The sequence below is a fragment of the Microcystis ichthyoblabe FBCC-A1114 genome (assembly GCF_050500245.1).
Lineage (GTDB): Bacteria > Cyanobacteriota > Cyanobacteriia > Cyanobacteriales > Microcystaceae > Microcystis > Microcystis ichthyoblabe_A.
On sequence record NZ_CP191408.1, the window covers coordinates 4,800,011 to 4,824,082 of the forward strand.

General features: G+C 41.9%; 21 protein-coding genes. 9 read left to right on the forward strand and 12 right to left on the reverse strand.

Features of this window, described 5'->3' with window-relative positions; translation table 11 throughout:
• Positions 1-80: 80 nt before the first annotated feature.
• From ACQY1Y_RS23360 to ndhC, 3 genes are read right to left on the reverse strand one after another with little or no spacing between them, the layout of a single operon-like run.
• Positions 81-584, reverse strand: coding sequence for an NAD(P)H-quinone oxidoreductase subunit J (locus tag ACQY1Y_RS23360; RefSeq protein WP_002738424.1), 504 nt, complete (start codon positions 582-584; stop codon positions 81-83).
• Positions 585-1,328, reverse strand: a complete 744-nt coding sequence (gene ndhK, locus ACQY1Y_RS23365; protein WP_002738790.1) for a photosynthetic/respiratory NAD(P)H-quinone oxidoreductase subunit K — start codon at positions 1,326-1,328, stop codon at positions 585-587. It abuts the gene before it with no gap.
• A gap of 47 nt (positions 1,329-1,375) precedes the next feature.
• Positions 1,376-1,738, reverse strand: coding sequence for a photosynthetic/respiratory NAD(P)H-quinone oxidoreductase subunit C (ndhC, locus tag ACQY1Y_RS23370; RefSeq protein ID WP_002739390.1), 363 nt, complete (start codon positions 1,736-1,738; stop codon positions 1,376-1,378).
• Between the two features lie 1,043 nt (positions 1,739-2,781).
• On the opposite strand from ndhC, the gene ACQY1Y_RS23375 reads away from it, so the two are divergent.
• Positions 2,782-3,093, forward strand: coding sequence for a ferredoxin (locus ACQY1Y_RS23375; protein WP_002738423.1), 312 nt, complete (start codon positions 2,782-2,784; stop codon positions 3,091-3,093).
• A gap of 185 nt (positions 3,094-3,278) precedes the next feature.
• On the opposite strand, the gene hemC is transcribed toward ACQY1Y_RS23375, so the two are convergent.
• Positions 3,279-4,238, reverse strand: coding sequence for a hydroxymethylbilane synthase (gene hemC / locus ACQY1Y_RS23380; protein ID WP_016516933.1), 960 nt, complete (start codon positions 4,236-4,238; stop codon positions 3,279-3,281).
• Between the two features lie 402 nt (positions 4,239-4,640).
• Here hemC and ACQY1Y_RS23385 point away from each other — a divergent pair, with 402 nt between their 5' ends.
• Both ACQY1Y_RS23385 and ACQY1Y_RS23390 read left to right on the forward strand, forming a co-directional pair.
• A complete protein-coding gene (locus tag ACQY1Y_RS23385; protein WP_430013657.1) occupies positions 4,641-6,251 on the forward strand; it encodes an SUMF1/EgtB/PvdO family nonheme iron enzyme in 1,611 nt (536 codons plus the stop codon).
• 411 nt (positions 6,252-6,662) lie between these two features.
• Positions 6,663-6,830, forward strand: coding sequence for a hypothetical protein (locus ACQY1Y_RS23390; RefSeq protein ID WP_002739262.1), 168 nt, complete (start codon positions 6,663-6,665; stop codon positions 6,828-6,830).
• A 158-nt stretch (positions 6,831-6,988) separates the two neighbouring features.
• Here the strand turns inward: ACQY1Y_RS23390 and ACQY1Y_RS23395 are convergent, their stop codons facing one another.
• Both ACQY1Y_RS23395 and ahr read right to left on the reverse strand, forming a co-directional pair.
• Positions 6,989-7,891, reverse strand: coding sequence for a Uma2 family endonuclease (locus ACQY1Y_RS23395; protein ID WP_430013658.1), 903 nt, complete (start codon positions 7,889-7,891; stop codon positions 6,989-6,991).
• Positions 7,892-7,919: 28 nt separating this feature from the next.
• Entirely contained in the window at positions 7,920-8,924 is a 1,005-nt protein-coding gene (gene ahr, locus ACQY1Y_RS23400; RefSeq protein ID WP_430013659.1) for an NADPH-dependent aldehyde reductase Ahr, read from the reverse strand.
• 408 nt (positions 8,925-9,332) lie between these two features.
• Between ahr and dnaK the strand changes: the two genes are divergently transcribed.
• The 4 genes from dnaK (at position 9,333) to rsgA (ending at position 14,023) form a co-directional block, all read left to right on the forward strand.
• Entirely contained in the window at positions 9,333-11,381 is a 2,049-nt protein-coding gene (dnaK, locus tag ACQY1Y_RS23405; RefSeq protein WP_430013660.1) for a molecular chaperone DnaK, read from the forward strand.
• 216 nt (positions 11,382-11,597) lie between these two features.
• Positions 11,598-12,722 carry a molecular chaperone DnaJ gene (gene dnaJ, locus ACQY1Y_RS23410; protein WP_002792864.1) on the forward strand — a complete coding sequence of 375 codons (1,125 nt, stop codon included), beginning with the start codon at positions 11,598-11,600 and terminating at the stop codon, positions 12,720-12,722.
• Between the two features lie 2 nt (positions 12,723-12,724).
• Positions 12,725-12,946 (forward strand): sulfurtransferase TusA family protein, encoded by a 222-nt coding sequence (locus ACQY1Y_RS23415; RefSeq protein WP_002738399.1) that lies wholly within the window; start codon positions 12,725-12,727, stop codon positions 12,944-12,946.
• On the forward strand, positions 12,947-14,023 hold the full coding sequence (gene rsgA, locus ACQY1Y_RS23420; protein ID WP_430013661.1) for a small ribosomal subunit biogenesis GTPase RsgA: 1,077 nt from the start codon (positions 12,947-12,949) through the stop codon (positions 14,021-14,023).
• 57 nt (positions 14,024-14,080) lie between these two features.
• Here the strand turns inward: rsgA and ACQY1Y_RS23425 are convergent, their stop codons facing one another.
• The 6 genes from ACQY1Y_RS23425 to ACQY1Y_RS23450 all read right to left on the reverse strand — a co-directional run bounded on the left by ACQY1Y_RS23425 (position 14,081) and on the right by ACQY1Y_RS23450 (position 20,236).
• Entirely contained in the window at positions 14,081-15,397 is a 1,317-nt protein-coding gene (locus ACQY1Y_RS23425) for a serine hydrolase (RefSeq protein ID WP_430013662.1), read from the reverse strand.
• 31 nt (positions 15,398-15,428) lie between these two features.
• A complete protein-coding gene (locus tag ACQY1Y_RS23430) occupies positions 15,429-17,225 on the reverse strand; it encodes a protein kinase domain-containing protein (RefSeq protein WP_430013663.1) in 1,797 nt (598 codons plus the stop codon).
• Between the two features lie 459 nt (positions 17,226-17,684).
• Complete coding sequence (locus tag ACQY1Y_RS23435) at positions 17,685-18,272, reverse strand: hypothetical protein (RefSeq protein WP_002739207.1); 588 nt, start codon at positions 18,270-18,272, stop codon at positions 17,685-17,687.
• Positions 18,273-18,598: 326 nt separating this feature from the next.
• Complete coding sequence (locus ACQY1Y_RS23440; RefSeq protein ID WP_430013664.1) at positions 18,599-19,474, reverse strand: hypothetical protein; 876 nt, start codon at positions 19,472-19,474, stop codon at positions 18,599-18,601.
• A complete protein-coding gene (locus ACQY1Y_RS23445) occupies positions 19,461-19,712 on the reverse strand; it encodes a hypothetical protein (RefSeq protein WP_430013665.1) in 252 nt (83 codons plus the stop codon). The genes ACQY1Y_RS23440 and ACQY1Y_RS23445 overlap by 14 nt, the downstream gene beginning before the upstream one ends.
• 251 nt (positions 19,713-19,963) lie before the next feature.
• Positions 19,964-20,236, reverse strand: a complete 273-nt coding sequence (locus tag ACQY1Y_RS23450; RefSeq protein ID WP_430013666.1) for a hypothetical protein — start codon at positions 20,234-20,236, stop codon at positions 19,964-19,966.
• Positions 20,237-20,387: 151 nt separating this feature from the next.
• On the opposite strand from ACQY1Y_RS23450, the gene ACQY1Y_RS23455 reads away from it, so the two are divergent.
• Both ACQY1Y_RS23455 and ACQY1Y_RS23460 read left to right on the forward strand, forming a co-directional pair.
• Positions 20,388-21,644, forward strand: a complete 1,257-nt coding sequence (locus tag ACQY1Y_RS23455; RefSeq protein WP_430013667.1) for an AAA-like domain-containing protein — start codon at positions 20,388-20,390, stop codon at positions 21,642-21,644.
• A gap of 176 nt (positions 21,645-21,820) precedes the next feature.
• Positions 21,821-24,070, forward strand: coding sequence for an AAA-like domain-containing protein (locus tag ACQY1Y_RS23460; protein ID WP_430013668.1), 2,250 nt, complete (start codon positions 21,821-21,823; stop codon positions 24,068-24,070).
• Positions 24,071-24,072 lie beyond the last annotated feature (2 nt).

Here is a 24,072-nt window from a genome sequence, read left to right on the forward strand (position 1 = left end):
TAGTATCAAAAAAAAATCGGGCTAGAAATATCTTCCAACCCCATAGGATCCATAACCTAATTAGTGATTAAATTCTCGACTTAGTAAGCGTCCTGTAGTTCGTAGAATTCGGGAGAAACGTAGTCTTTGCGTAGAGGCCAACCGACCCAATCTTCCGGCATTAAAATCCGTTTCAGGTGGGGATGTCCTTCATAAATAATGCCGAACATATCATAACTTTCTCGTTCTTGCCAGTCAGCAGCTTTCCAAATCCAGTAAACCGAAGCAACCCGGGGATTATCTCTAGGAAGAAAAACTTTTAAGCGCACTTCCACGGGACTATCGACATTATCGGTTACTTTGACCAGATGATAGAAACTAACTAATTCTTTACCCGGTCCCAAATCGTAAGCGCCCTGACATTGGAGATAATTAAAGCCATAAGCGAATAAAGCAGTGGCCAGGGGAATTAAAAATTCTGCTTCTACTTTAATCAATTCCACACCACTATGGTCAGCTTCTAAAGCTTGATGATCAAAACCATTTTCGCTTAACCAAATCGAAGTGGGGCCAGCTTGCACAATAGCTGTGGTTTCTTCAGTCATTTAGATTTCTTCCTTTTGTTTCGTGGTCAAAAGAGCGGGGGGAACAGGCATACCAGTGGCTTCTAGTAACTCTTTCGGAGGTGCTTGACGGGTGGCCGATTGTAGATATTTACCGGTCAGAATCGGTTCCGTGGCCTGCATTTTGTGGGTGGTGCTGTAATAACGATTGGTTTGCTGGAGAACAGTCCCGCGTTCTTGAATAGATTCGTTAGCGACTTTTTTCCGCAGTTTAATAATCGCGTCGATAATCGCTTCCGGACGGGGGGGACAACCGGGTATATAGACATCCACGGGGATAAGTTTATCTACCCCTCTGACTGCGGTAGTGGAGTCACTGCTGAACATTCCTCCCGTAATCGTACAGGCACCCATGGCGATAACGTATTTAGGTTCTGGCATTTCTTCGTACAGACGCACCAAAGCGGGGGCCATTTTCATGGTAACTGTACCGGCAGTGATGATTAAATCGGCTTGCCGGGGACTAGAACGGGGAACTAAACCAAAGCGATCGAAATCAAAACGGGAACCAATCAAGGCCGCGAACTCGATAAAACAGCAAGCTGTACCGTATAGCATCGGCCAAAGACTTGACAAACGCGCCCAGTTATACAGGTCATCAACGGTGGTAAGGATGACATTTTCCGATAAATCCTGGGTAACTTTCGTGCGTTCGATGGGATTGAGGATTTTTTCGCTTTGTTGTTCGATAATTTGCTTAAATTCGCTGGTAGGGTTGGGACTCATCGGGTTATCCTCTCATCAAAAGTCAAAAATAAGGAAAATTATGGCCATTATGACCATTCTAAGGCTCCTTTCCGCCAAGCATAGACGAGAGCAACCACAAGGATAGCAATAAAGATCAATGCTTCTACAAAAGCTAATAGGCCCAATTGATTGAAAGCTACTGCCCAAGGGTAGAGAAAGACGGTTTCCACGTCAAAAACCACGAAAACGAGGGCAAACATATAATAACGAATGTTAAACTGAATCCAAGCACCGCCGATCGGTTCCATCCCCGATTCATAGGTGGTGCGTCTTTCCGGACCGCCACCACTAGGCCGCAGGACTTTGGAGGCCGTTAGGGATAGGATTGGTACTAAACTGCAAGCGAGCAGAAATCCTAGAAAATACTCGTAACCTTTGAGGACAAACACTGGGTTTTTTTTCTCCTTATTCGCTATCGACAGGGGAAGTTGTCGGCATCTCTATGGCTACTTATTATAGAGGCTTTAGCAACCCCTCTCCTTCTCAAAAGCAGCATTGAAGATGTTTATCGATACCATTAGCTAATCATCGGGTTGAGCTTCGCTTCTGTCTCTGTTTTGCTCTTAACTCTGACGGGGTGACAAGGAAGCCTACAATCCCTATGGGAAGCAAAGTGTAGCTAAATATGGTAAAAAAGAATTGGCTGCGATCAGCTGTTGACTATCTCAATGAGTACCAGAGTGGTAAGTTCGAGCATTTGTACTAAAATTTCCCCTAGGCAGTGTAAATTATCAGAAATGCTGTCCACCGGATTATAGTTTGTTTGTTAATGCACTGGCTCAAAGCCGCGATCGCTTAAGACAATATATCATTATGCAGTTACTAAAACTGACCCCCGGAAATTTTGCTAAATCTCTTAACTGATTAGATCATGACGATGACAATTTAAATAGTGACGAGTACAATTTCCAATCCCCAGTCGGATTAACTTTGTTAGCTATAGCATCCTTAAATAAAATGTGAAAAGGTATCGTATTTTTTAAGGTTAGGAAAATTCAATAATTGAAATTTACAAAAAACTCGAACAGTCGTTTAACCACAAGAAAACTTTTCGCCATCCCCCAAAATCTGCTCAAAAGACTTGTTAACTGTAGCCAAATCATTTCTACTAGATTTTCTTCGGTTTGGTGCGTTCTCAGTTGTCTGCTGACGCTCTTGGCACTATTTCTCCGAATCAACCCTTTTTAAGGCATTAGGGAAGGATAGGCTATGCCGACTTTTATTTTATGAGACTAGGCTATTGTATCAACTTTTAATTAAACAGCTAATCGGCTAAAGTGATAAGTAAATATTATTTTAAGTTTATTTAAGGCTGTCATTACTAATGCTAAGTTAAGCTGGGTAAATTTTCGCGTAGTATCAAAAAGGAAACTCATTCGACCCGTTCAGTCTAAACGGGGAGAAAAGGCATTTTGAGACTGAGGAACAACCTATGGCAAAGAAAATACAGACAACCACTTATAAAGTCACCCTGAAAACACCCAAGGGCGAGCATAAAATTGATGTTCCCGATAATGAATATATTCTCGATATAGCGGAAGAAAAAGGATTAGATTTACCTTCTTCTTGCCGTGCTGGTGCTTGTTCTGCTTGCGCTGGTCAAATCGAATCCGGTAGCGTTGATCAATCCGAGCAATCCTTCTTAGATGACGATCAAATTGAAGCGCGTTATGTCCTCACCTGTGTGGCCTATCCTACTTCTGACTGTGTGATCGTCACCCACAAAGAAGAAGATTTGTACTAATTTAACTCAATATTCGGGGGTTAGATACTCCAACAATACAACAATAATAGAGCGGGAACTGCAAGGGCGACAGTTCTCGCTTTATTTATATTTTTGCCTCTTGACTCGACAGTGAGATAAAGCCCAAAAATTAATCCTGCAGCGGCAGGGTGTGAGGTGTAGGGTTAATGGGCGCTGATCACCGATTATCGGCCCACTTCAGCGAAAATCTCGGCTAAAATCTCTCCAGCACCAGCCTCGCGCACTTTATGGGCTAAATCTCGTCCTAAGACTTCCCCATGGCTAGGATCACCGCTAACCGAGTCCTTAATCAGGCGCTTACCGTCGAGACTGGCCACCATACCCGTTAAAGTTAGGATACCATCCTCGATCGCCGTATTTACTCCGATGGGAACTTGACAACCCCCCTCCAACTCCCGTAAAAAAGCGCGTTCAGCATAGCATCTATCGCGACTAGGGGCGTGTTCCAACACTTTTAGGACTTCCAAAACCTCCGGATCAGCATCGCGGCATTCTATCCCTAAAGCCCCCTGTCCCACCGCATGGAGAGAAATCTCCGCCGGAATAACCTGATGAACTCGATCGCCTAATCCTAACCTTTCCAATCCCGCTACTGCCAGAATAATCGCGTCGTATTCTCCCGCGTCCAGTTTTGCCAGACGGGTGTTAACATTGCCGCGCACATCTTTAAAAGTCAGATGGGGATAATGGTAACGCAACTGGGCCAATCGCCGCAGGGAAGAGGTCCCCACCACCGCACCTTCTGGTAAAGTGTCTAATTGATAGTCTTGGTTTTGGTTATTGACCACCAAAGCATCGGCCGGATTCACTCTTTCCGTGACGCAACCCAAGATTAAGCCTTCGGGCAAATTAGTGGGCAGATCCTTGAGAGAATGGACGGCAAGATCGATCGATCTATCCAACATTCCCACTTCTAATTCTTTGGTAAATAAACCCTTATCACCGATTTTCGCCAGGGCCACATCGAGAATTTTATCGCCTTGGGTACTCATCGTCTCCACCTCAAACTGTCGATGGGGGTGGTGTTTACTCAATTCTGCCTGTACCCAATAGGTTTGTACTAGGGCTAACTGACTTTTACGCGAACCGATACGCAGGGAACGAGGAGGACTAGAAACGGACATATCTGAAGTAGGAATTTAACTAAACATCTATCGGACTGCTCGATCTAGACTATCCTGATCTCACCCCTGTTGAGTAATCACTTTCTAGGTTAGGCATAAATAGTTACATCTCTTAATATTTTTAGGCAAATAGGGTGAGCATTATTCCCCACTGACAGCAAAGCTGAAAGCCTAGATTAAAATAGAGGGACAAACGTTGCAACAGGGTCTAACTAATGACAATGTTTGAACGGACAAATTGGCTAAAGTAGCTGGTTATAATTAAATTAAAAATGGATTTTAGGTTCGATCCCCCCTGCCCCCCTTGATAAGGGGGGTGCCGATAGGCGGGGGGATCCCCCTTAATAAGGGGGGCATCTGATAATTTTTAACGCCTACCTACTTAATTCAGGAGTTATTATTATGCTAGACCAAATGATGAAGATGTTAGAAGGGCAACAAATAGGTCCCTATCGTCTTAATAAGTTTCTCGGTGCGGGTGGTTTTGGTGGTGTATTTCATGCTAGTGAAATGGTCAGAAATACATCGGTTCAAGAAGTTGCTATTAAAGTTATCCCCGAAAGTAGCGATGATAAATTAATTGAGTTAACAAATGCCAGAAAGTTAGAACATTCTAATTTAATTAAGGCTTATTCGGTGGGGGAATTTACTTTTCTCAATACGGAGATGCTTTATTTAGTGATGGAATTGGCACAGGGTAGCCTAGAAAATCACATCGCCAAAGGCGGTTTATCATCGGATGAAATTAAAAATATTACTGCTCAAATCGCCCAGGGCTTAAATTATCTTCATGGACAAAATAAAGTGCATCGAGATTTAAAACCGGGTAATATCCTCAAGGTTAATCAACAATACAAGTTAGCAGATTTTGGCTTAATTAGAACTTTAAATAACAAAAGCCACACTCAAACAGTCAACCCTAAAGGTACAATTATTTATATGCCTCCCGAAGCCTTTAGCGGGGATATTTCATCAGCTTGGGATCTGTGGTCATTAGGTATTATGTTAATCGAAATGACGACTAATCAACTTCCCTATAAGTTCAATAATGATATTAACCAGTTAATGGCGAAGGTGATGAATTGTGAGCTACAAATCCCCAGTTTACCGAAAGAGTTTAAACCGATTATTGAAGGGTGTTTGCAAAAAGATAGAAAACAAAGATGGACAGCACAACAGGTTTTAAATGCCTTACAACCTGTGGGATGGAATTCTCCCCCGTCACCTCCACCAGCACCGGCAGCAGTCAAAAAGCCTGTTTCACCAATACCCCTAATTGCTTCACCTACTCCATTTACCGAAAAAATATCCAACGGAGTCACACTGGAGATGGTGAGCTTACCAGCAGGTCAATTTCTCATGGGAGCTCCTGACAGTGATCCCGATGCTTGGGATGCTGAAAAGCCTCAACACCCAGTTAAAGTCAACAGTTTTGCGATTGGGAAATATCCAGTGACTCAGGCACAATATCAAGCGGTAATGGGAACAAATCCCTCTGAGTTTAAAAACAATCCGCAAAATCCGGTAGAACAGGTTAGTTGGAATGATGCTCAAGCTTTTTGTAAGAAATTGAGTCAAATAACCGGGAAAACCTATCGCCTACCGACGGAAGCGGAATGGGAATATGCTTGTCGTGCGGGGACTACTACTCGCTATTATTTCGGTGATGATGCTAATCAGTTAGGAGATTACGCTTGGTATGACGGAAATTCTCAGGATAAAACTCATCCTGTGGGCCAGAAAAAGCCCAATGCTTGGGGACTTTATGACATGAGTGGCAATGTTTGGGAATGGTGCGAAGACAATTGGCATGATAGCTATGAGAATGCGCCAAGGGATGGCAGCGCTTGGCTGACAAATGATAATGATTATCCAATACTGCGGGGCGGTTCTTGGTACTGCTATCCATCTGCCTGCCGTTCCGCTTACCGCCTCAGCGACGGCCTCCGCCGCAGCGACCACTACGGCGGCCTCGGTTTTCGGGTGGTGTGCGGTGCTGGGAGGACTCTGTAACCCTTTTTCCCTTTTTTTCCCTTTTTACCCTCATTCCCTATTTTTCAATTTTTCTCTTTTTCCCGCCCCTAGGCGGGTCGATTTTTTTTTTGAGAAAATTGAGGTGGCATGAGTAGAAAAGGGGTTTCTCGGAGAAACCGGTTTTCTGTGGGTTACTCAACGGATTTAGGATAGTATTGGTGGAAGTCCTCGATTTACCTGATCAAATCATTCAACAGTCCCAAGGAGCTATGGATATTCGTCACCTAGGTTCTTTGGAGTCCTCCCGTCTCCCGTCTCCTATTGTAAAGTTTTGTGAATTTTTCTGGGAATAGGGCGTTTTGTAAAAATAGATACAGAATTGTATGTTATATATATTAGTGGGTGATTAAAAAAGTTCTAAACACTATTTGCAGCTCGGAGGAAATGATTATGTCCACAGAACAACAAGCTCGTGCCTTAATGATGCGTCACCACCACGCCGTCAAAAATCGTCAACAATCGATGTTAGGCAGAAGTGCTTCTGAAATCGGTATTGACAATGACAATGGCCACGGGGAAACCGTTCAACGTCGCTTCTCGGCCGACTTCTCTTCCTAAACTTATGATCGCTCTGGTGCTACTCTGAGTTAGGCTCTGAGATTTCGCCAAAGTGTACGCTTTCAATCTTAGAATTAAGTGAACAATCAGCCCACACAAACCGAGATCGGAAGGTGTGGGCTTTCGGTTTTTAGAGATAGGGGTCAGTCTTGGGCCGATTACGGGATTTCATCGGGATTTATGCCTAATTGCCGTAATTGTGCCGCTAAACGTTCCGCGCGTTGACGTTCGCTTTCGGCCTGTTGAGAGGCATCCCTGGCCCGTTGACGTTCGATTTCAGCGTTCTGACGTTCGATTTCAGCATTCCGACGTTCGATTTCAGCATTCCGACGTTCGATTTCAGCATTCTGACGTTCAATTTCAGCATTCCGACGTTCAATTTCAGCATTCTGACGTTCAATTTCAGCATTCTGACGTTCGATTTCGGCTAATTCCGCAGGTAGGAGGATTAAATTGCCATCTAGGTCATAAAAACGCAGCCAAGGAGCTTCTTCTCGTTGGATGCTGCCCATCCAGACTCCTAACCATAATCCCAAACGTTGACACCATAACCAACCGCGATGGTCGGGAATAATTTTTTGATAGCATTGATTTTGGTCTAAAGCCCAACCTTGCAGGGAAGTGGCATCAAAGGGATTATAAACAAAGTATTGGGAACAGCGAAAAGTCCGCTCATAGAGGTCTTTTTTGGTAGTTAAATCGATTTTTGCGGTGCTTTCTGACATTAATTCCACGATCACATCGGGATAACGTCCGTTTTCGTTCCAAACCACCCATCCTTGTCGTTTATAACTACCATCGATATCGAGGACAACGAAAAAATCGGGGCCGCGAAAATCTTTATTAAAAACCCGCTCACGGCTAAAGTAAATAAACATATTACCGCCAACAAAAAAGTCCTCTCGATCCTGATAGGCTTGTTCGATAGAATCGATTAAGACATTCATGGCCTTGCGGTGACGGTAGGTTTCCAAAGGTTCTCCATCATCAAAAATCAAGTCTTCCGGGGGAATGGGAGGTTCTTCCCAATCGATAACTGGAGGAGTGAGGGGTTGAGTCATCGGGGTTACGTCCGGGATAGAGATGGTTTTATTTTATTTGCAAGACGAGGCGATATTTAGGTTGTCCGGTTCGCAATTTTTCCATGGCTTCATTCACCCGGGAGATAGGATAGGTTTCTGTGACTGGTTCAATGCCATGGCGAGAGGCAAATTCAATCATTTTACTGACGGTACTGGGACTACCCAAAGGACTGCCGGAAATCGATTTTTGACCCATAATCAAGGGAAAAGCGTAGGTAGCCATGGGTTCAAGAACAGCACCAACAATATGCAGACGACCTTTGGGACGTAAACAGGCGATATAAAGACCCCAATCGAGATTAACGTTAACGGTGGAGATGATGAAATCAAAGTAATTTTGTACCGATTGCAAAGCCTCTGGGTCTCTGGAATTGATAAAATGAGTCGCTCCTAGTTCTTTTGCTTCCGTTTCTTTGTCGGGACTACTGGAAAAAGCGGTTACTTCGCAGCCCCAAGCTTTGAGGAATTTTAAGGCTATATGGCCCAATCCACCAATACCAATGACACCAACTCGGGCCGTGGGTTTAATATTAAATTGGACAATGGGATTAAAGACGGTAATGCCACCACAGAAAAGCGGGCCAGCTTTGGCAGCATCTAACTGGTTCGGCAAGGGAACTAACCAACTATGATGGGCCCGGACTCTTTCGGCAAAACCGCCATGGCGACCGACGATAGTTCCTTCGGCAGTGGCACAAAGGTTTTGATCCCCTGACATACAGGTTTCACAGGTGGAACAGGAACGGGAAAACCAACCCAGACCGACTCTTTGCCCTAATTTTAACTCTTTGACTTTAGCACCAAGAGCGGCGATCGTGCCGACCACTTCATGGCCAGGGACAAAGGGATAGGTGGTCAGTCCCCAATCGTTATCGAGCATACTTAGGTCACTGTGGCAGATGCCGCAATATTCCACCGCGATTTCTACATCTTCATCCGCTAATATGCCCGGATCGTAGTCAAAAGGCTCTAGTTTTCCCCCTTTTTCTCGGGCAGCATAGGCTCTAATCATGATTAAGTCCTCTAGGATCAGTTTATTGGTTATCTTATCCCAAATTTATCGAAAATTCGGGTTAAGAAGATTGGGCAATAATTCCACTGCTAGGGACATCAACATCAAGGAAGTCCGCTCGTGATCATTAAAAAAATCTTAAAAACGGCAATTTTAAGAATAGCCAGAGGCGATCGCTAACTGGCAGCATCAGCAAAATCACTGGTTTTAGGTTACTCTTGATATATAGTCCACTACACCAATCTGGTCAGGCTTGCGGACTTTACCGACGAGTTTTGTTAGCCTCGCAGGAAAACTACCAGCTTTCAACCGGGGCAAGATTAGACGAGGTAAAAAGCCCGCTTCTAATTTGGGGATAATTTTTGTCAGCGATTGTATCCTATTAACTATCATTATTATTAGAGCGTCATGGGAAAAGTCATCGGCATCGACTTAGGGACAACCAACAGTTGCATTGCCGTACTCGAGGGAGGTCAGCCGATTATAGTTCCTAACTCGGAAGGGGGAAGGACAACTCCTAGTATCGTGGGATTCGGCAAGGGCCAGCGCCTAGTAGGACAACTGGCCAAACGTCAGGCGGTCACTAATGCCGAAAATACCGTCTATAGCATCAAACGCTTTATCGGTAGGCGTTGGCAAGATACCGAGACCGAAAGGGGACGAGTTGCCTATCATTGCCAACGCGGTCGCGATGATACCGTCAATATCAAAATTCGCGATCGGGAATTTACCCCCCAAGAAATTTCGGCCATGATCCTGCAAAAATTAAAGGCCGATGCCGAGGCCTATCTGGGAGAAGCGATTAACGAGGCCGTGATTACAGTTCCCGCCTATTTTACCGATGCCCAACGTCAAGCCACTAAAGACGCAGGGATGATTGCAGGACTAGAAGTATTAAGAATTATTAACGAACCCACCGCCGCCGCCCTAGCTTACGGTTTAGATAAACAAAACGAAGATCAACATATCCTCGTTTTTGACCTAGGGGGAGGAACCTTCGACGTTTCCATCCTGCGACTGGGGAAGGGGGTCTTTGAAGTGAAAGCCACGGCCGGCAATAACCATCTTGGGGGGGACGATTTTGATAATCTCTTAGTGCGGTGGTTGGTGGAGAACTTTCAAAGTCAAGAAAACATCGATCTGTCCAGCGATCGCATGGCGATCCAAAGACTGCGAGAAGCCGCCGAAAAAGCCAAAATCGAGCTTTCTAGCATGATTAGCACCTCGATCAATCTCCCCTTCATCGCCGCCGACGAAACTAGCCCTAAACACCTAGAATTGGAACTAACTCGCGCTAAATTCGAGGAATTAACCAGAGAATTAGTGGAAAAAACCCTCGGACCCGTACAACAGTCCCTCAAAGATAGCGAACTGCAGCCTAGCGATATCGATCGTGTTGTTCTCGTTGGTGGTTCCACCAGAATGCCCGCCGTACAGCAATTAATCTCCCGTTTCTTTTCTACTGGCCAGATCGATCGCTCTGTTAACCCCGATGAGGCCGTTGCTTTGGGGGCAGCCATTCAAGCCGGAGTTTTAGGTGGAGAAGTAGAAGATATCCTCCTACTTGATGTCACCCCCCTTTCCCTCGGCATTGAAACCCTCGGCGAAGTCTTTACCAAAATTATCGATCGCAATACCACTATCCCCACCAGTAAATCTCAGGTTTTCTCCACCGCTGCCGATGGTCAAACTTCCGTGGAAATTCATGTTCTGCAAGGGGAAAGAACCATGGCCCGGGATAATAAAACCCTGGGTAAATTTCTCCTGACAGGAATTCCTCCCGCTCCTAGGGGGGTGCCACAAATCGAGGTGGCCTTTGAGATCGATGTTAACGGCATCTTGAAAGTGGCCGCCAGCGACCAAGGCACCGGCAAAGAACAAAGCATTTTAATTAGCCATACTGGAGGGCTGAAACCGAACGAAATTGAAAAAATGCGCCTAGAAGCCGAAAAATACGCCGAATCCGATCGCCGTCGTCTGCAAATGATCGATATTCGCCAGCAGTGCGATAGTCTTTTCTATAGCTACGAAGTCACCATCAGGGAACACAGTCAGTTAGTCGCCCCCGATATCCGGCAACTGGCCGACCAGAAGCGGCAACAGTTGGAAATCGCTCTGCGCGACCCCTCCCTATCCCCAGAAAAGCTAAAAACCACCTTGGCAGAATTTCGTCAGCTTGTCCTCGAAATCGGTACCCGCATCTACACGGGGAGACAAGAGCAAAACCAACCCCTTAACGGTGCTGGGTTTGAATCGATCGATGTCACCGAAAAACTGACTCGACCCACTCGCACCCGGGCTACTTCCTCGAATACCTTCACCAATAGGCCAACCCTCTCCCGCACTAGAACCAGAACCTATAGTAATCTGGAAACTAACTCCACCGAATTGGACAGTGATGATGATCCCTACGATGGCGAAGAAATCAGCACCAGTGACTATGAGGCCGTAGATTAAAAAGTGATCAGTAATCAGTTATCAGTTATCAGCTTTTTTCTCCCCTTCTCCCCACACCCCACACCCCACTTCCCACTTCCCACTTCCCACTTCCCAACCCCTCACCCCCAGCAAAAATAGTAGGGATAACCCAACTAAACTACTATGTATAGTTTGTTAAAGTAACAACTAGACTTAAACTTTATTTATAAATTGCCAGCAGAACCATAGCCCCCTATGCCCACTGATTACTACGAAATTCTAGGTGTCTCGCGAGATGCCGGCAAAGAAGACATCAAACGCGCCTATCGTCGTCTCGCCCGAAAATACCACCCCGATGTTAACAAAGAACCGGGAGCCGAAGAACACTTCAAAGAAATTAACCGCGCCTACGAAATTCTCTCGGAACCAGAAACCCGCAATCGTTATGACCGCTTTGGTGAGGCCGGGGTTTCTGGGGGCGCTGCCGGTTTTGATCCCGACAATATGGGCGGTTTCGCCGATATATTTGAGACAATCTTTAGTGGTTTTGGGGGTATGGGCGGCCAAACAACGGCCCGCCGACGCACAGGCCCTACCCGGGGCGAGGATCTACGTCTCGATTTTAAACTAAAATTCCGCGAGGCGGTCTTTGGCGGCGAAAAGGAAATCCGCATCCGTCATCTGGAAACCTGTCAAACCTGTAAAGGCAGTGGGGCCAGACCGGGGACTGGTTCTCGTACTTGTACTACTTGCAATGGTACTGGTCAGGTGCGTCGCGCCACCCGTACTCCCTTCGGTACTTTTGCTCAGGTTTCGGTCTGTCCCACCTGTGACGGTGCGGGAGAAGTGATCGAGGAAAAATGCGATGTTTGCGGCGGCTCTGGACGTAAACAGGAAACCAAAAAACTGAAAATTACCATCCCCGCAGGGGTTGACAACGGCATGAAGTTGCGCGTTGCCCGGGAAGGAGACGCAGGACTGAAAGGCGGGCCGCCGGGGGATTTATTCGTTTATCTAACCGTGGAAACAGATGCAGAATTTCAACGGGAAGGCAATGATATTAAATCGAATATCTCGATTAGTTATATCCAAGCGATTTTAGGATGTACTATTAAAGTTAATACGGTAGATGGCCAAGAAGACCTGATTATCCCAGCCGGTACTCAACCGAACACCGTACTGATTTTAGAAAGTAAAGGGGTTCCCAAATTAGGTAATCCCGTCAGCCGCGGTGATCATCGTATTACCGTTAAAATCTCGATTCCTACCCGTGTCACTGGAGAAGAACGGGATTTACTGGAAAAATTGGCAAAAGTTCGCGGGGAAACCGTGGGGAAAGGCGGCATCGAGGGATTTTTAGGTAATATCTTCCATAAATAACTATGACTTTAGACCTGCGCGGCACTCCCTGCCCGATTAATTTTGTCCGGACAAAATTGCAATTAGAGAAAATGACCGCCGGGGAACGGTTGGAAGTCTGGTTAGATGCCGGGGAACCGATCGAACAGGTTCCCACTAGCCTGACAGTGGAGGGTTATCAGATAGAATCGATCGAGGACCGAGATAGCTTTTTTGTTCTCAAAGTCTATCGCCCCGATTCCTAAATGGTAGATGCACAATTAACCGATTTATACGGCACAGTGGTGGCCGTACAGGCAAATTTCTATCAGGTACGCTTGGATTCTGCCGTTATGGGCGAGAATCTTCTCTGTACCCGTCGCGCTCGCTTGCAAAAAATCGGTCAGTCGGTCATGGTTGGTGATCGGGTGCGCGTGGAGGAAGCCAATTTTGGCGATCAACAGGGTGCAATCGCAGAAGTCCTCCCCCGCAGTACCGAGATCGATCGGCCAGCCGTTGCTAATATCGAGCAGATTTTGCTAGTTTTTGCCCTTGCTGAACCCGTCCTCGATCCTTGGCTGATCAGTCGTTTTTTGGTAAAAGCCGAGTCCACAGGCTTAGAAATTGCCGTCTGTGTCAATAAAATCGATCTGGGGGAAGCGGAACAAATAGAACTCTGGGGCGATCGCCTAGCTGGTTGGGGATACCGGCCCTTTTTTGTCAGTGTCGAGAAAAATCGGGGATTTGAGGCTTTATTGGCACAATTAAACCATAAAATCACTCTCTTGGCCGGTCCGTCCGGGGTGGGAAAATCGAGTTTAATTAATTGTCTAATTCCTGAGATTAATCAACGGGTGGGGGATGTGTCGGGAAAACTGCAAAAAGGTCGTCACACCACCCGTCATGTGGAGTTATTTGCTTTACCAAATCGGGGTTTATTGGCCGATAGTCCGGGTTTTAACCAACCGGATATTAACTGTTCACCGGAACAATTAACTTTTTATTTTCCGGAAGTGAGAGAGCGTTTAGCTTTGGGAAATTGTCAATTTAATGATTGTACTCACCGTCGGGAACCTAACTGTGTGGTTAGGGGAGATTGGGAACGTTACCAACATTATTTAGAGTTTTTAGAAGAAGCGATCGCACGAGAACAGACATTACAGAAAACCAGCACAAAAGAGTCAAGTTTAAAGTTAAAAATTAAAGAAGCAGGTCAAGAAACCTACGAACCCAAATTAGCTAATAAAAAATATCGTCGTCCTTCCCGTCGCGGCAAAAATCAAGATCAGGAACGCTACGAAAATAAAACTCTCCAAGATATTTATAATGATGATTCTGAATAGAATCGGTTAGGATACTTTTATCTTCAGGATTGCTAAAGTAAGAATTGGGAAAAGATGTTAGGGGGTGTTATACTTTGAGTGTATTTGCTGCATTTTTTGATAGACTAATTCAGAAATTTTTGGGAAAATTTGCCAATTTTGAGCGTAGGCAGCATCTTGGGTAAACACAGCTAAAATATAAGCAACTTGACCATCATTAATATAAGCTACCTCACTACGACTGTCACTTGTCCAACCAGCTTTAGAAGCAAATTCTTGGATATTTTTAGGGTCACTGTTGGCAAAATATTCACCAAAAAATCCTTTAATTGGATTAAAATGACCTTGACCTTGATTCGGGTCAATACTTTTCCAGCTGCCATCTTGCATCATGTTTATTCTGTTCAAATAGTATCGCATCTCCTGACTAGATTCGGGCGATATAGCTTGTCCTGTAATAATTTCATACATTAATCTAGCAGCTTGTTCAGTTGTAATTTTATTTCTAATCGGACTTTTAGGATCATTGCCTCTCATTTTTAAATCAGCACCCTGGGGTTTAAACATTTTTTTAGAAGGAATGGGATAGGTTTTTTGGTTAATATTGATACCACTATAACCTGCATCGACAAAATATTGATTAAGTACATTTCTTTTTTTTAACCACTCTTGATACTCCGACTGGCTCATATTTTTATTATTTGATTTTGCTCCAGTAATAGCATCAACAATATTACTTGATTCTTCATTGTCTGACTTTCCGATCATTTCTTGAATTTCAATAGTATATTCTCCTATATCTCCTTGATGATAATTAACATAACCGTACAGAGCGACTAGCCAAAAAAGCTTGACAACACTAGCGGGAAATCTTCCTATATTTCCTTGATAATTTTCGCTACTATTGGTTTTAAAATCTATTAAGCTAATTGATAATTTCTCAGTTGGTAAGTTATTCTCTGCAACATAATCAGTGACATTTTTAATAATAGATTGTAGTTGGTCGTTCCGCTTAAAATTTGGCGGTCTATCGGGAGTATAAATAAACGTTTTTTGAAAATTGATACGATTATTATTATCAGGAATAGGCAAAGATGGCAAGGCAATTTGTTGATTATTAAGTTCAGTTTGCGAAGTGATAGGAGTTTTCATTGTGGGTATATCTGGGGTTTTATTAATTATTGACTCAGGAGATTTTCTGTAAGATATAGAGGGCTTATCATCAATTACATTTGTTGTTTTCTGAGATTGATTGAAGATTAAAAAACCGACCACAGCAAAAGTCATCGCTACTAAGCTAGATATAAACAGAAACTTTATATCTGATATACCAGTATGGTATTCATAATTGTAGTTAGATGTCTCTGTTTTTTTGTTATCTGAGTTATTTTTCATTTTTTTGTTTCTACTTTGTGATTAATTCAACTTATCTACGAGCTAAATTTTTAATGGTTCTATATTGAGCTATTTTCCATCGTCCCTGATCATTTTGGAGATTATAGCGAACCAATGAAGTGCTAAAAGCACTATTTTTTCGATCAATTTTACCCTGATTGTTATAGAGGGTTCTTTCTTCAGTAACCACCACATCCACTGTAGCTTGATCCCCAGAGGCTGTAAAATTATTAACTGAATCTATTCTCTGAACTCCATAGATATAATAAGAGCCATTATTAGCTAACCATTCGGAAGAACTTTCTTGACCATCAGAGCGCTTTATGTTGTAATCATAAGCTTTACCTGTAAGTAATTCTTCTCCTAAGTAGGTTTGATGGGATGAACCGAAAATATCTCTTTTTGCCTTTAACCAGCGCTCGATTAAATCCACCGCTTCTGAACGAGAAATAGAGTTAACTGTCCGTTGAGGAACGGGTGAATAGACGGGTTCAGTATCCGGTGAGGTATCGATGACACCTTGGGTGATTTTAACTTGATTAAAGTATTTAATTAGTTGCCTTTGTAAATCTTGAGCGCGATTTAAGTCACTAAAAGTTGCCACCTGAATATTACCATCATTAACAACAGCATCGCGACAAAAGTTATTTTTCACTCTCTCTAAACTATCCTCGTCAGTTACTACAACTTTATAGTAAGTATCGGTGATATTCTCATCTCCACAGACAGGTTTAGGAAACTCATTATTAATGGTAATATCTGAGTCTTGATTCTCTGGGGAAGGTGACGGAGAAATTGATTTATCTCCAGAAGAATTTGAGAGATAATGACTTAAGACAAAACCACCTAAAATGCCAGTACCGATCATACTCCCTATAATTATCGCTTTCACCCATTCAGGTAAAGTGCGGGGATTAGAAACAGGTTTTGAAGTTACAGGAGAAATTACTTGAGTAGGAGCGGGAGTAGGAGTGGGGACAACGATATTTGTTGCTACAATTGATGGGGTATTTTGTAGCGCTTCTAACATCTCTTTTGCGGTTAAATAACGTTCGTTAGAGCGCAGTGAAATAGTTTTATCTAGCACGGCTGCTAAACTGATATTAGTATTTAAAGCGAACTGCCGCCAATAAATTTTTCCTGTCATCGGATCGCTCTCTAACATTTCAGGAGTTTTGCCGGTTAGTAGATAAATAGCCGTCAATCCTAAAGCGTAGAGATCACTACTATAAACCGGACGACCGATCGCCTGTTCTGATGGCATAAAACCCGGAGTACCGATAACAATAGAATTAAGAGAATGGCCCGAATTAGAAACCACCGTTCCCATAGTTTCTTTAACCGCACCAAAATCAATTAGGATCGGTAAATTATCATAAATCCGTAGAATGATATTATCGGGTTTTATATCTCGATGGATAATTTTTTGTCCGTGAACATAAATTAAAACCTGTAGAATACTAACTAAAATCTCTTTGACTTGATCATCGCTAAAAACTCCTTTACTCTGTATTCTTTGGCTGAGAGTTTCCCCCTCGATAAATTCCTCGACTAAATAAAATTGATTATTTTCCTCAAAATAAGCGTACAGTTTGGGAATTTGAGGACTATTTTCGCTCAATTTTTCTAGGATAGCCGCTTCTCGCTCAAATCTTTCTTTGACAAGATTGTGAACCTGGGGATTATCATTAATCGGTTTTAGCTGTTTAATCAGACAGAGACGTTTTGAAGGCATTTGGCTATCTTCTGCCAAAAAAGTCTCTCCGAAACCACCATCGGCAATTAATCGCAGGACTTTGTAACGATTTTGTAGAATTAAATCCGTCATGGGGAAACATTACCGTTTACTTAACAATCTTCACCGATAACTAATAACTGAGGTGATGGTAGGGCAAATCAGATAAAGAGGGTATTTAATTGGCCATTTATTTTGATAATCTAAATCCATCTAGACCACAAATGTTGCATCCTGTAATAAAATTTAACATTTAGCGGTAGAAACATCCCATTTCGACAACATTTGTTAACATTTTATGACTTTATCTATCTAGTGTAAAAAGCTGATTTCTTGACACACATAAGCTAGAAGATAGCGCAGTTTATCAATGAGCTTTTTCCCTAATTTTTGGCAACTTTTGCTAATTTAAGACTAGATAAGAACTCTTGTAAAAATCGGGTTAAAAGTTGATCGAAAGCTGTGAGGATATCTTTTGTTAATTCAAAAACACCTGTTTTGATATCAATGGCTACAATAGAATGAATGAATGGTTTAGTTTTTGGAAGTCCTTTATACCTTAATCGAACTAGGTTCATCGACGGCTGCGATAATGCGATGACAACCGGAAAAGGGTTGCGCCCATTGATACTGGTGTTCTAAAGGATTACCCCAACAGAGGCCGAGATATAATTCTGTACGCGCCACATCTAACTCCGCCCATTCGGACTGGGCGACTAATTCAGCTAGAGAATCGGCAGAAATGGGAGGACGGGAGTTAAGCGCCCACCAAAAATTCATATTAGGGGTGATACTGTTCCAAAACTCTAAAACGGAAGCTTTGGCAGCCATGAGAATTTCCTTGTCACCCGCGACGGGAACTAATTGATTATGAATTTCGGGATAACGAAGAGTGCGATCGCCCCATTGACAAACACGCCAGATAATGCCCGAAACCTGATATTTTTGTTGATAATCGTGAACTTGACGGCGAAAATCCTGATAGGCGAAGACTTTGCCCACCTTTTCTAGATTGATCGCCTTGGCAATCACCGGATTATCAATGCGCTCCGCCGGAGAGAGTAACAGACGTTCCCCTTTGCAAGTGGCGTGCATTTCTCGATCGAGGATTTCAATTAACTGCTGTGTCGAGTAAGCCATACTACCGCTCTTACCTGAGAGAGGATTTCTTTTTATAATAAACTCGAATTTCCGTAGTGGAAAGGCTCGATCGCTAGAAAATTGTCATTCATCGGACATATCGGCAGCATACCCCTTAATACTTATGGGCGAAAAAACCCCTCAAAACACCTGTCAGGGAGAGAAGACAGTCTAACTGCTCGGTTTTACATCGGTTACTTTTTTTCTGGTCCAGATGGTGAGAATTGTCAGGAAAAGTCAACCCATCACTCCCCCTCAAGGATTTTTATCGATTCCAGTTAATCGATCATAAACAGTACAATTGTATTTAATTAACTGGCCGACGTTTAATTTATCGTACTATTCCCCTGTTCTATTTCTCCCAGTCTTATTAAAATTTCTGATTGATCTGGGTGATTTCTAATTTTATTGATCTCTTCAGGACTCATAATATCAAATAATAACCATATTAATCTTTTTCTCTTATCCTCGTCACTAAAATTTCCCCCGATGATAGCGTTTAATCTTCCTTGATATTTCTCTTGCGTTTCTTTCAGGGTAAATCTACTGATTAATTCTTGGATGTATTCCTGAAGAGTAACTATTTGAAAACAATTAAATCTAGGCTTGATAGAATTATATAGGCTGGTTCTCTTCTTTAGCAGTTTCGTATCTAAAGGCTTAATAATAGATATTTGAAATCCTTGGTACAACTCTAATAGCTTTTTGATCAGACTGGAGACAGGATTAATTGTCGATAGGCTAAATCCACCCGTTACTTGGTCGATTTGTTCTAAATTAGGGTTTAAGGAACTAATAATAAAACCGAAGACCAGAGCAATGATTAAACCAACATATACATTATCCTCGATTGAGCTTAATAGAGAAAATATAAATTGAATAAAAAGGTATAAGAGTATTGATATAAGAACTTTGAGAATTAATAACCTAACAAAAGTATTTAAAAAATCCTTTTTTAAATCGGGAAATAAATGACGAATCCTAAAAGCTGAGAAATAGCTACTTCCAGTTTCAACTGCTACTCCAATAATTATCGCAGTCACGACAAAAGGCCACCGATCTTCTCCCAGAAGTTTCCGTATTTCGCTGAAAAGATCGGTGGCAGCAGTTGTCTGAGAATCTACCAAAAATAGGTAATGGGTGAATGAACTGAAAAAAGGAAACTTGTCTAATTCCGTTAGAAACTGACTACAAAATACCATTTACCCTCAGCCGACGAGTTTTCCAAGTGGGAGTAAAGATTTTGTAGCTTTCTTCTTTATTGACTTTGATATAGCCTTTGTCCGCTAGTTTTTCTAATTTATCTTGTAAGTCAGCTTCTCCAATTCTATCTGTTTCAATTTCAAAGCTCAAGGCAGTGGCAGCCCTAACTTTGAGTAAATCAGATAAAAGAGACTTCTCCGCGGAGGTTAAATAATTGGTATCAGTTGTTTTAGCCATAAAATTCCAATAAATTTAGGAATGTTGCTGAGGGGTATAAACCAAATTAGATAAAACGTCAATCAAGTCAGATGGACAGGAGCCTAGTTCATGACTGTACTGATTATAGTATAGGATTATGCCCACCAGTTACTTTTTGGTGAAAAATGTTCACAATCTTACATTATGGGCGCAAGCAGTTCGATCAACTCACTGACCACGTTGCGCCCCTACATTGCACCCAGTGTAGGGGCGTATAGCGTACTATTAGCTTATTCCTCGAGTATTTTTAGAGCCTGCACAACAAGCTCTAAAATATCGATCATATTAGTTGATTTTGCTCGTTCAATTTCGAGATTATCTCCCGCAAAAAGCAATAGGGCGACAATAAGCCCTAAAGATAGATATTTTTTTAAAGAACCCATTTTGAATCCTCCATAAACACATTTTATATTTAAATCCATTACTCTCTGAGTTAATGACTGACACTCTACTGATTTTATAAGTATGGAATGACTGAGATAAGTCCAAATAGTTAAATCCATCACTCTCTGAGTTCATGACTGACACTCTCTAAGTTCATGTCTGAGATATGTCTGAGTTTTTTGTGATACGTTTGAGTAAATGTCTGAGATACGTTTGATTTATTTGAGATAAGATTAGGTTGTCATTCATTTTTCAATAATCTTGACGGTTATGGGGCGATCGCTTAAAGTAAAATCAGAATATATCCCTAGAGTCAAACAAGCAGTTAAACTCAATGGTTACGCAACTCAACAGCTGCTTGCTGAGGAGTTAGGGTTCGCAAAATCGACTATTAGCCTTTTTCTTAACGGTAAACCGATTAGTAATCTCAATTTTTTTGAAATTTGTCAAAAATTAGGCCTTGATTATCGAGAAATCGCTGACTGGGATGAGTTGGAGGAAACAGCTGCTGCCATGTCTGAGGATGAGGGAGAAAACCGGGCTGCGGATTTTTCCAAGTATGTTGAACGTCCTCCAGTGGAACAGCTTTGTCTGGAGACGGTGAGTCAAGCAGGTTCATTATTGCGGATTAAATCAGCCAAGGGGATGGGTAAAACCCTATTAGTCGATAGAATTTTGAGTCAAGTTGACAAAAGAGAGTATAAAACCGTCAGTTTCAGTTTTTTACAAGCAAGTAAAGGAATTCTCGGCGATTTAGACCGATTGCTCTCTTGGTTTGCTTTGATTATTTCCAAGAAATTAGGGTTAGCAGCTCTCTTTCAGGAAAAATGGCAAGAAGGATTAGGAATTTATAGCTGTACTGCCTATTTTGAAGACCATTTGCTCAAAAAGCTGGATAAACCCCTAATTTTAGTTTTAGAGGAGATAGATAGTCTCTTTACCTATACCAGCGTTGCTGACGATTTCCTTAGTTTATTTCGTCTTTGGCACGAGGAGGCAAAAAATAATAATACTTGGCAAAAGTTACACTTAATTATCACCTATTCCACAGAAAATTATGTTCCTGCTGACCTGAATAAATCTCCTGTGAATGTAGGAACAGAAATCCTGTTACCTGATTTTACTCTAGAACAGGTCTTGATTCTAGCCAATAAATATCAGGCTAACTTGGGAAAAGATGAACTGCAAAAAATAATTAATCTTGTCGGGGGACATCCCTATTTAATCCAAAAGGCGATTTATGGGATTACCCAAAAACAACTGTCTTTAGCAGATTTTTTAGAGACAGCAGCCGAGGAAGCGGGGATTTATGGGGATCATTTGCGAGGACATTTGCTAAACTTACAAGAACATCCAAACCTAGCAGCAGGAATGAAAAAGGTTGTAGAGTCGTCTTCTCCCGTTGATTTAGGTGCAACAATTAATTGGCAACTTCATAGTTTAGGATTAGTAACCTTTGTGCAGAATGCTGTTCAACCCCGTTATCCACTATACAGCGACTATTTTAGGTATCGCCTATCCTCCTAAAATCCGATATATTGAGTTAAACTGTTGTACATCTAAATCTAATATTCGTTTTCACCTGTTCCCCGTTCCCCCATCGAACCCAGAACCTTAAATGCGGACTAGCTTAGGGACAGATAACCTTTGATTAAATTATTCATCGAACTTAACCAATCAGACAAATTGCTAATTTTAATGCTATGGCGACCAATTTTTATCATGTTGGAGGCAGCGTTCCCCTAGATGCACCTAGTTATATCAAGCGGGAAGCAGATGATATATTTTATGACTATCTAAAAAATGGACAGTATTGCTATGTGTTAAATTCCCGTCAGATGGGAAAATCAAGTTTGTGGGTACAGACACAAAAACGACTGCAAGAGGATAATATTGATTGTGCTACCATTCATTTGAGTGGTATAGGAAAAAACATCTCCGAAGATATTTGGTATCGAGTATTATTTGAGCAACTGGTTAAACGCTTCAATCTTTCTATTCGGGGAAAAGAGCAAACTTGGTGGGATGAACGAGCCTATAAATCAGCTATTAATCGTCTTGATGAATTTGTTGAGGACATTCTCTTAAAGGAAGTATCCCAACCTATTGTTATCTGTTTCGATGAAATTGATAGCGTTCTGAGTTTAAAATTTTCCACAGATGATTTCTTTGCTTGGCTGCGTAGCTGTCATGAAAAACGTCCTCATAATAGGGATTACCAACGTCTAACCTTTTGTATGTTGGGGGTAGCGGCAGTTTCTAACTTTATTCTAGATAATTATCGTAGTCCTTTTAATATTGGTCAAGATATTCGATTATCTGGATTTACTATAAAGGATGCCAAAAAACTTGCCGAGGGATTGCAGGACAAAGTTATCGCACCGCAACGGGTTTTAGAGGATGTTATAGACTGGACAGGTGGACAACCATTTTTAACTCAAAAAATTTGTCATTTAATCTCCACATCTCGCCCTGGATTTGGCAAGGAATCCCCAGCAACCCCGATTAATGTCGGCGATTTTATCCAGTCGCAAGTAATTAGTAACTGGGTATCTGAAGATAGTCCAGAACACCTAAAAACTATTCGGAATCGTTTATTAAATAAGCGTGTCACGGGTAGAAGAATGCTGAAGCTTTACCTAGAAATTTTAAGAAATGGTGAAATTACCGATGATGGTAGTCTTGATCAAATAGAATTACGCTTAACGGGATTGGTAGTTGAAGACCGACAAAAGTTAAAAGTTTATAATAAGATTTATAGAAATGTTTTTAATGAAACTTGGGTGACAACGGAATTAAATAAAATCCCTCCATACATTGAAAAGTACGAAGTTTGGTTAAATTCAGGAGAAGATGACACTAAACTTCTTTATGATCAAGATTTAGAAGAAGCTTTAACTTGGAGTAAAAATCAAGACCTTAATGAGTCAGAAAAGCGTTTTTTAGAGTTAAGTGAAATCGCAGCCAAACGAAAAGCACAGATAGCACGTCAAAGACAAGCACGTCAACTGGCTGAAAAACAATTAACGCCCAAATTTGAGGAGAATCAAAGAGCAGCTTTAATTGAGGAAATTCTAGCTTGGACGGGTGGTAACTTGGAGTTAACGAAAATAGTTATCGGTTTGCTAATCGACAATAAAAATGAGTTGCGGGAAGGAGAAGAAAAACCAAAAATTGAACAATTGATTCAGAAAAATATTGTAGAAAATTGGTTAAAAAATAAAGCGGCAGCCCATCTCTGGAAAATACAAAACAGTCTCTTAACTCCTGATAAAAATGTTAGGTCAACATTAGAAATCTATCAAGAAATTTTGCAGCAGGGGGGAGTCTTTGCTGATAACAAAACGGAAAAATTGGCACTTCAGCAAGCAGAATTAGTGATTAAAAATGATGAGTATCTAGAAGTTACCAATCGAATTTATAAAGAAGTATTTAATGTTCAATGGGTTAGACAGGAATTAGAAAAATTGGTTAATGTGGAGAATTCTCCTGCTGGTTTAACTAAAATATTATCTCTCTTGGCACTATTAGGCTTTCTTGGATTTACTTTTTGGTCATTCAAGACTCCTAATGGCGTGGAGACACCCTCACCATCACCTAGTATTCCAGAAATTTGTGCTAAACGAGATTTTAATATTAGCTTAAACAGGACTATTCAACAACTGCAAGACTTGAAAAGGAAACAAGGTGATCAGTTTCCTGAAAAGTGTGGGACTCAATTAACTGAATTAAAGTTAATTCAGCAAGCAGTAGGACTAGCTAAAAATAATTTTGTGGCTAATGTGCCGGGTAGAGAAGGTGGTTTTGAAATTTTGTGCAAAATCCCCCCAACTTCTGATAACTTTAAAGAAGCTCAATATTGGGCAAAAAGTTGGCATAATGACAGATATTGGAAATCGCGCATCGATCGAGCTTTGCAAGATAATCCAGATTGCCAAAAACTTATTGAATAAAC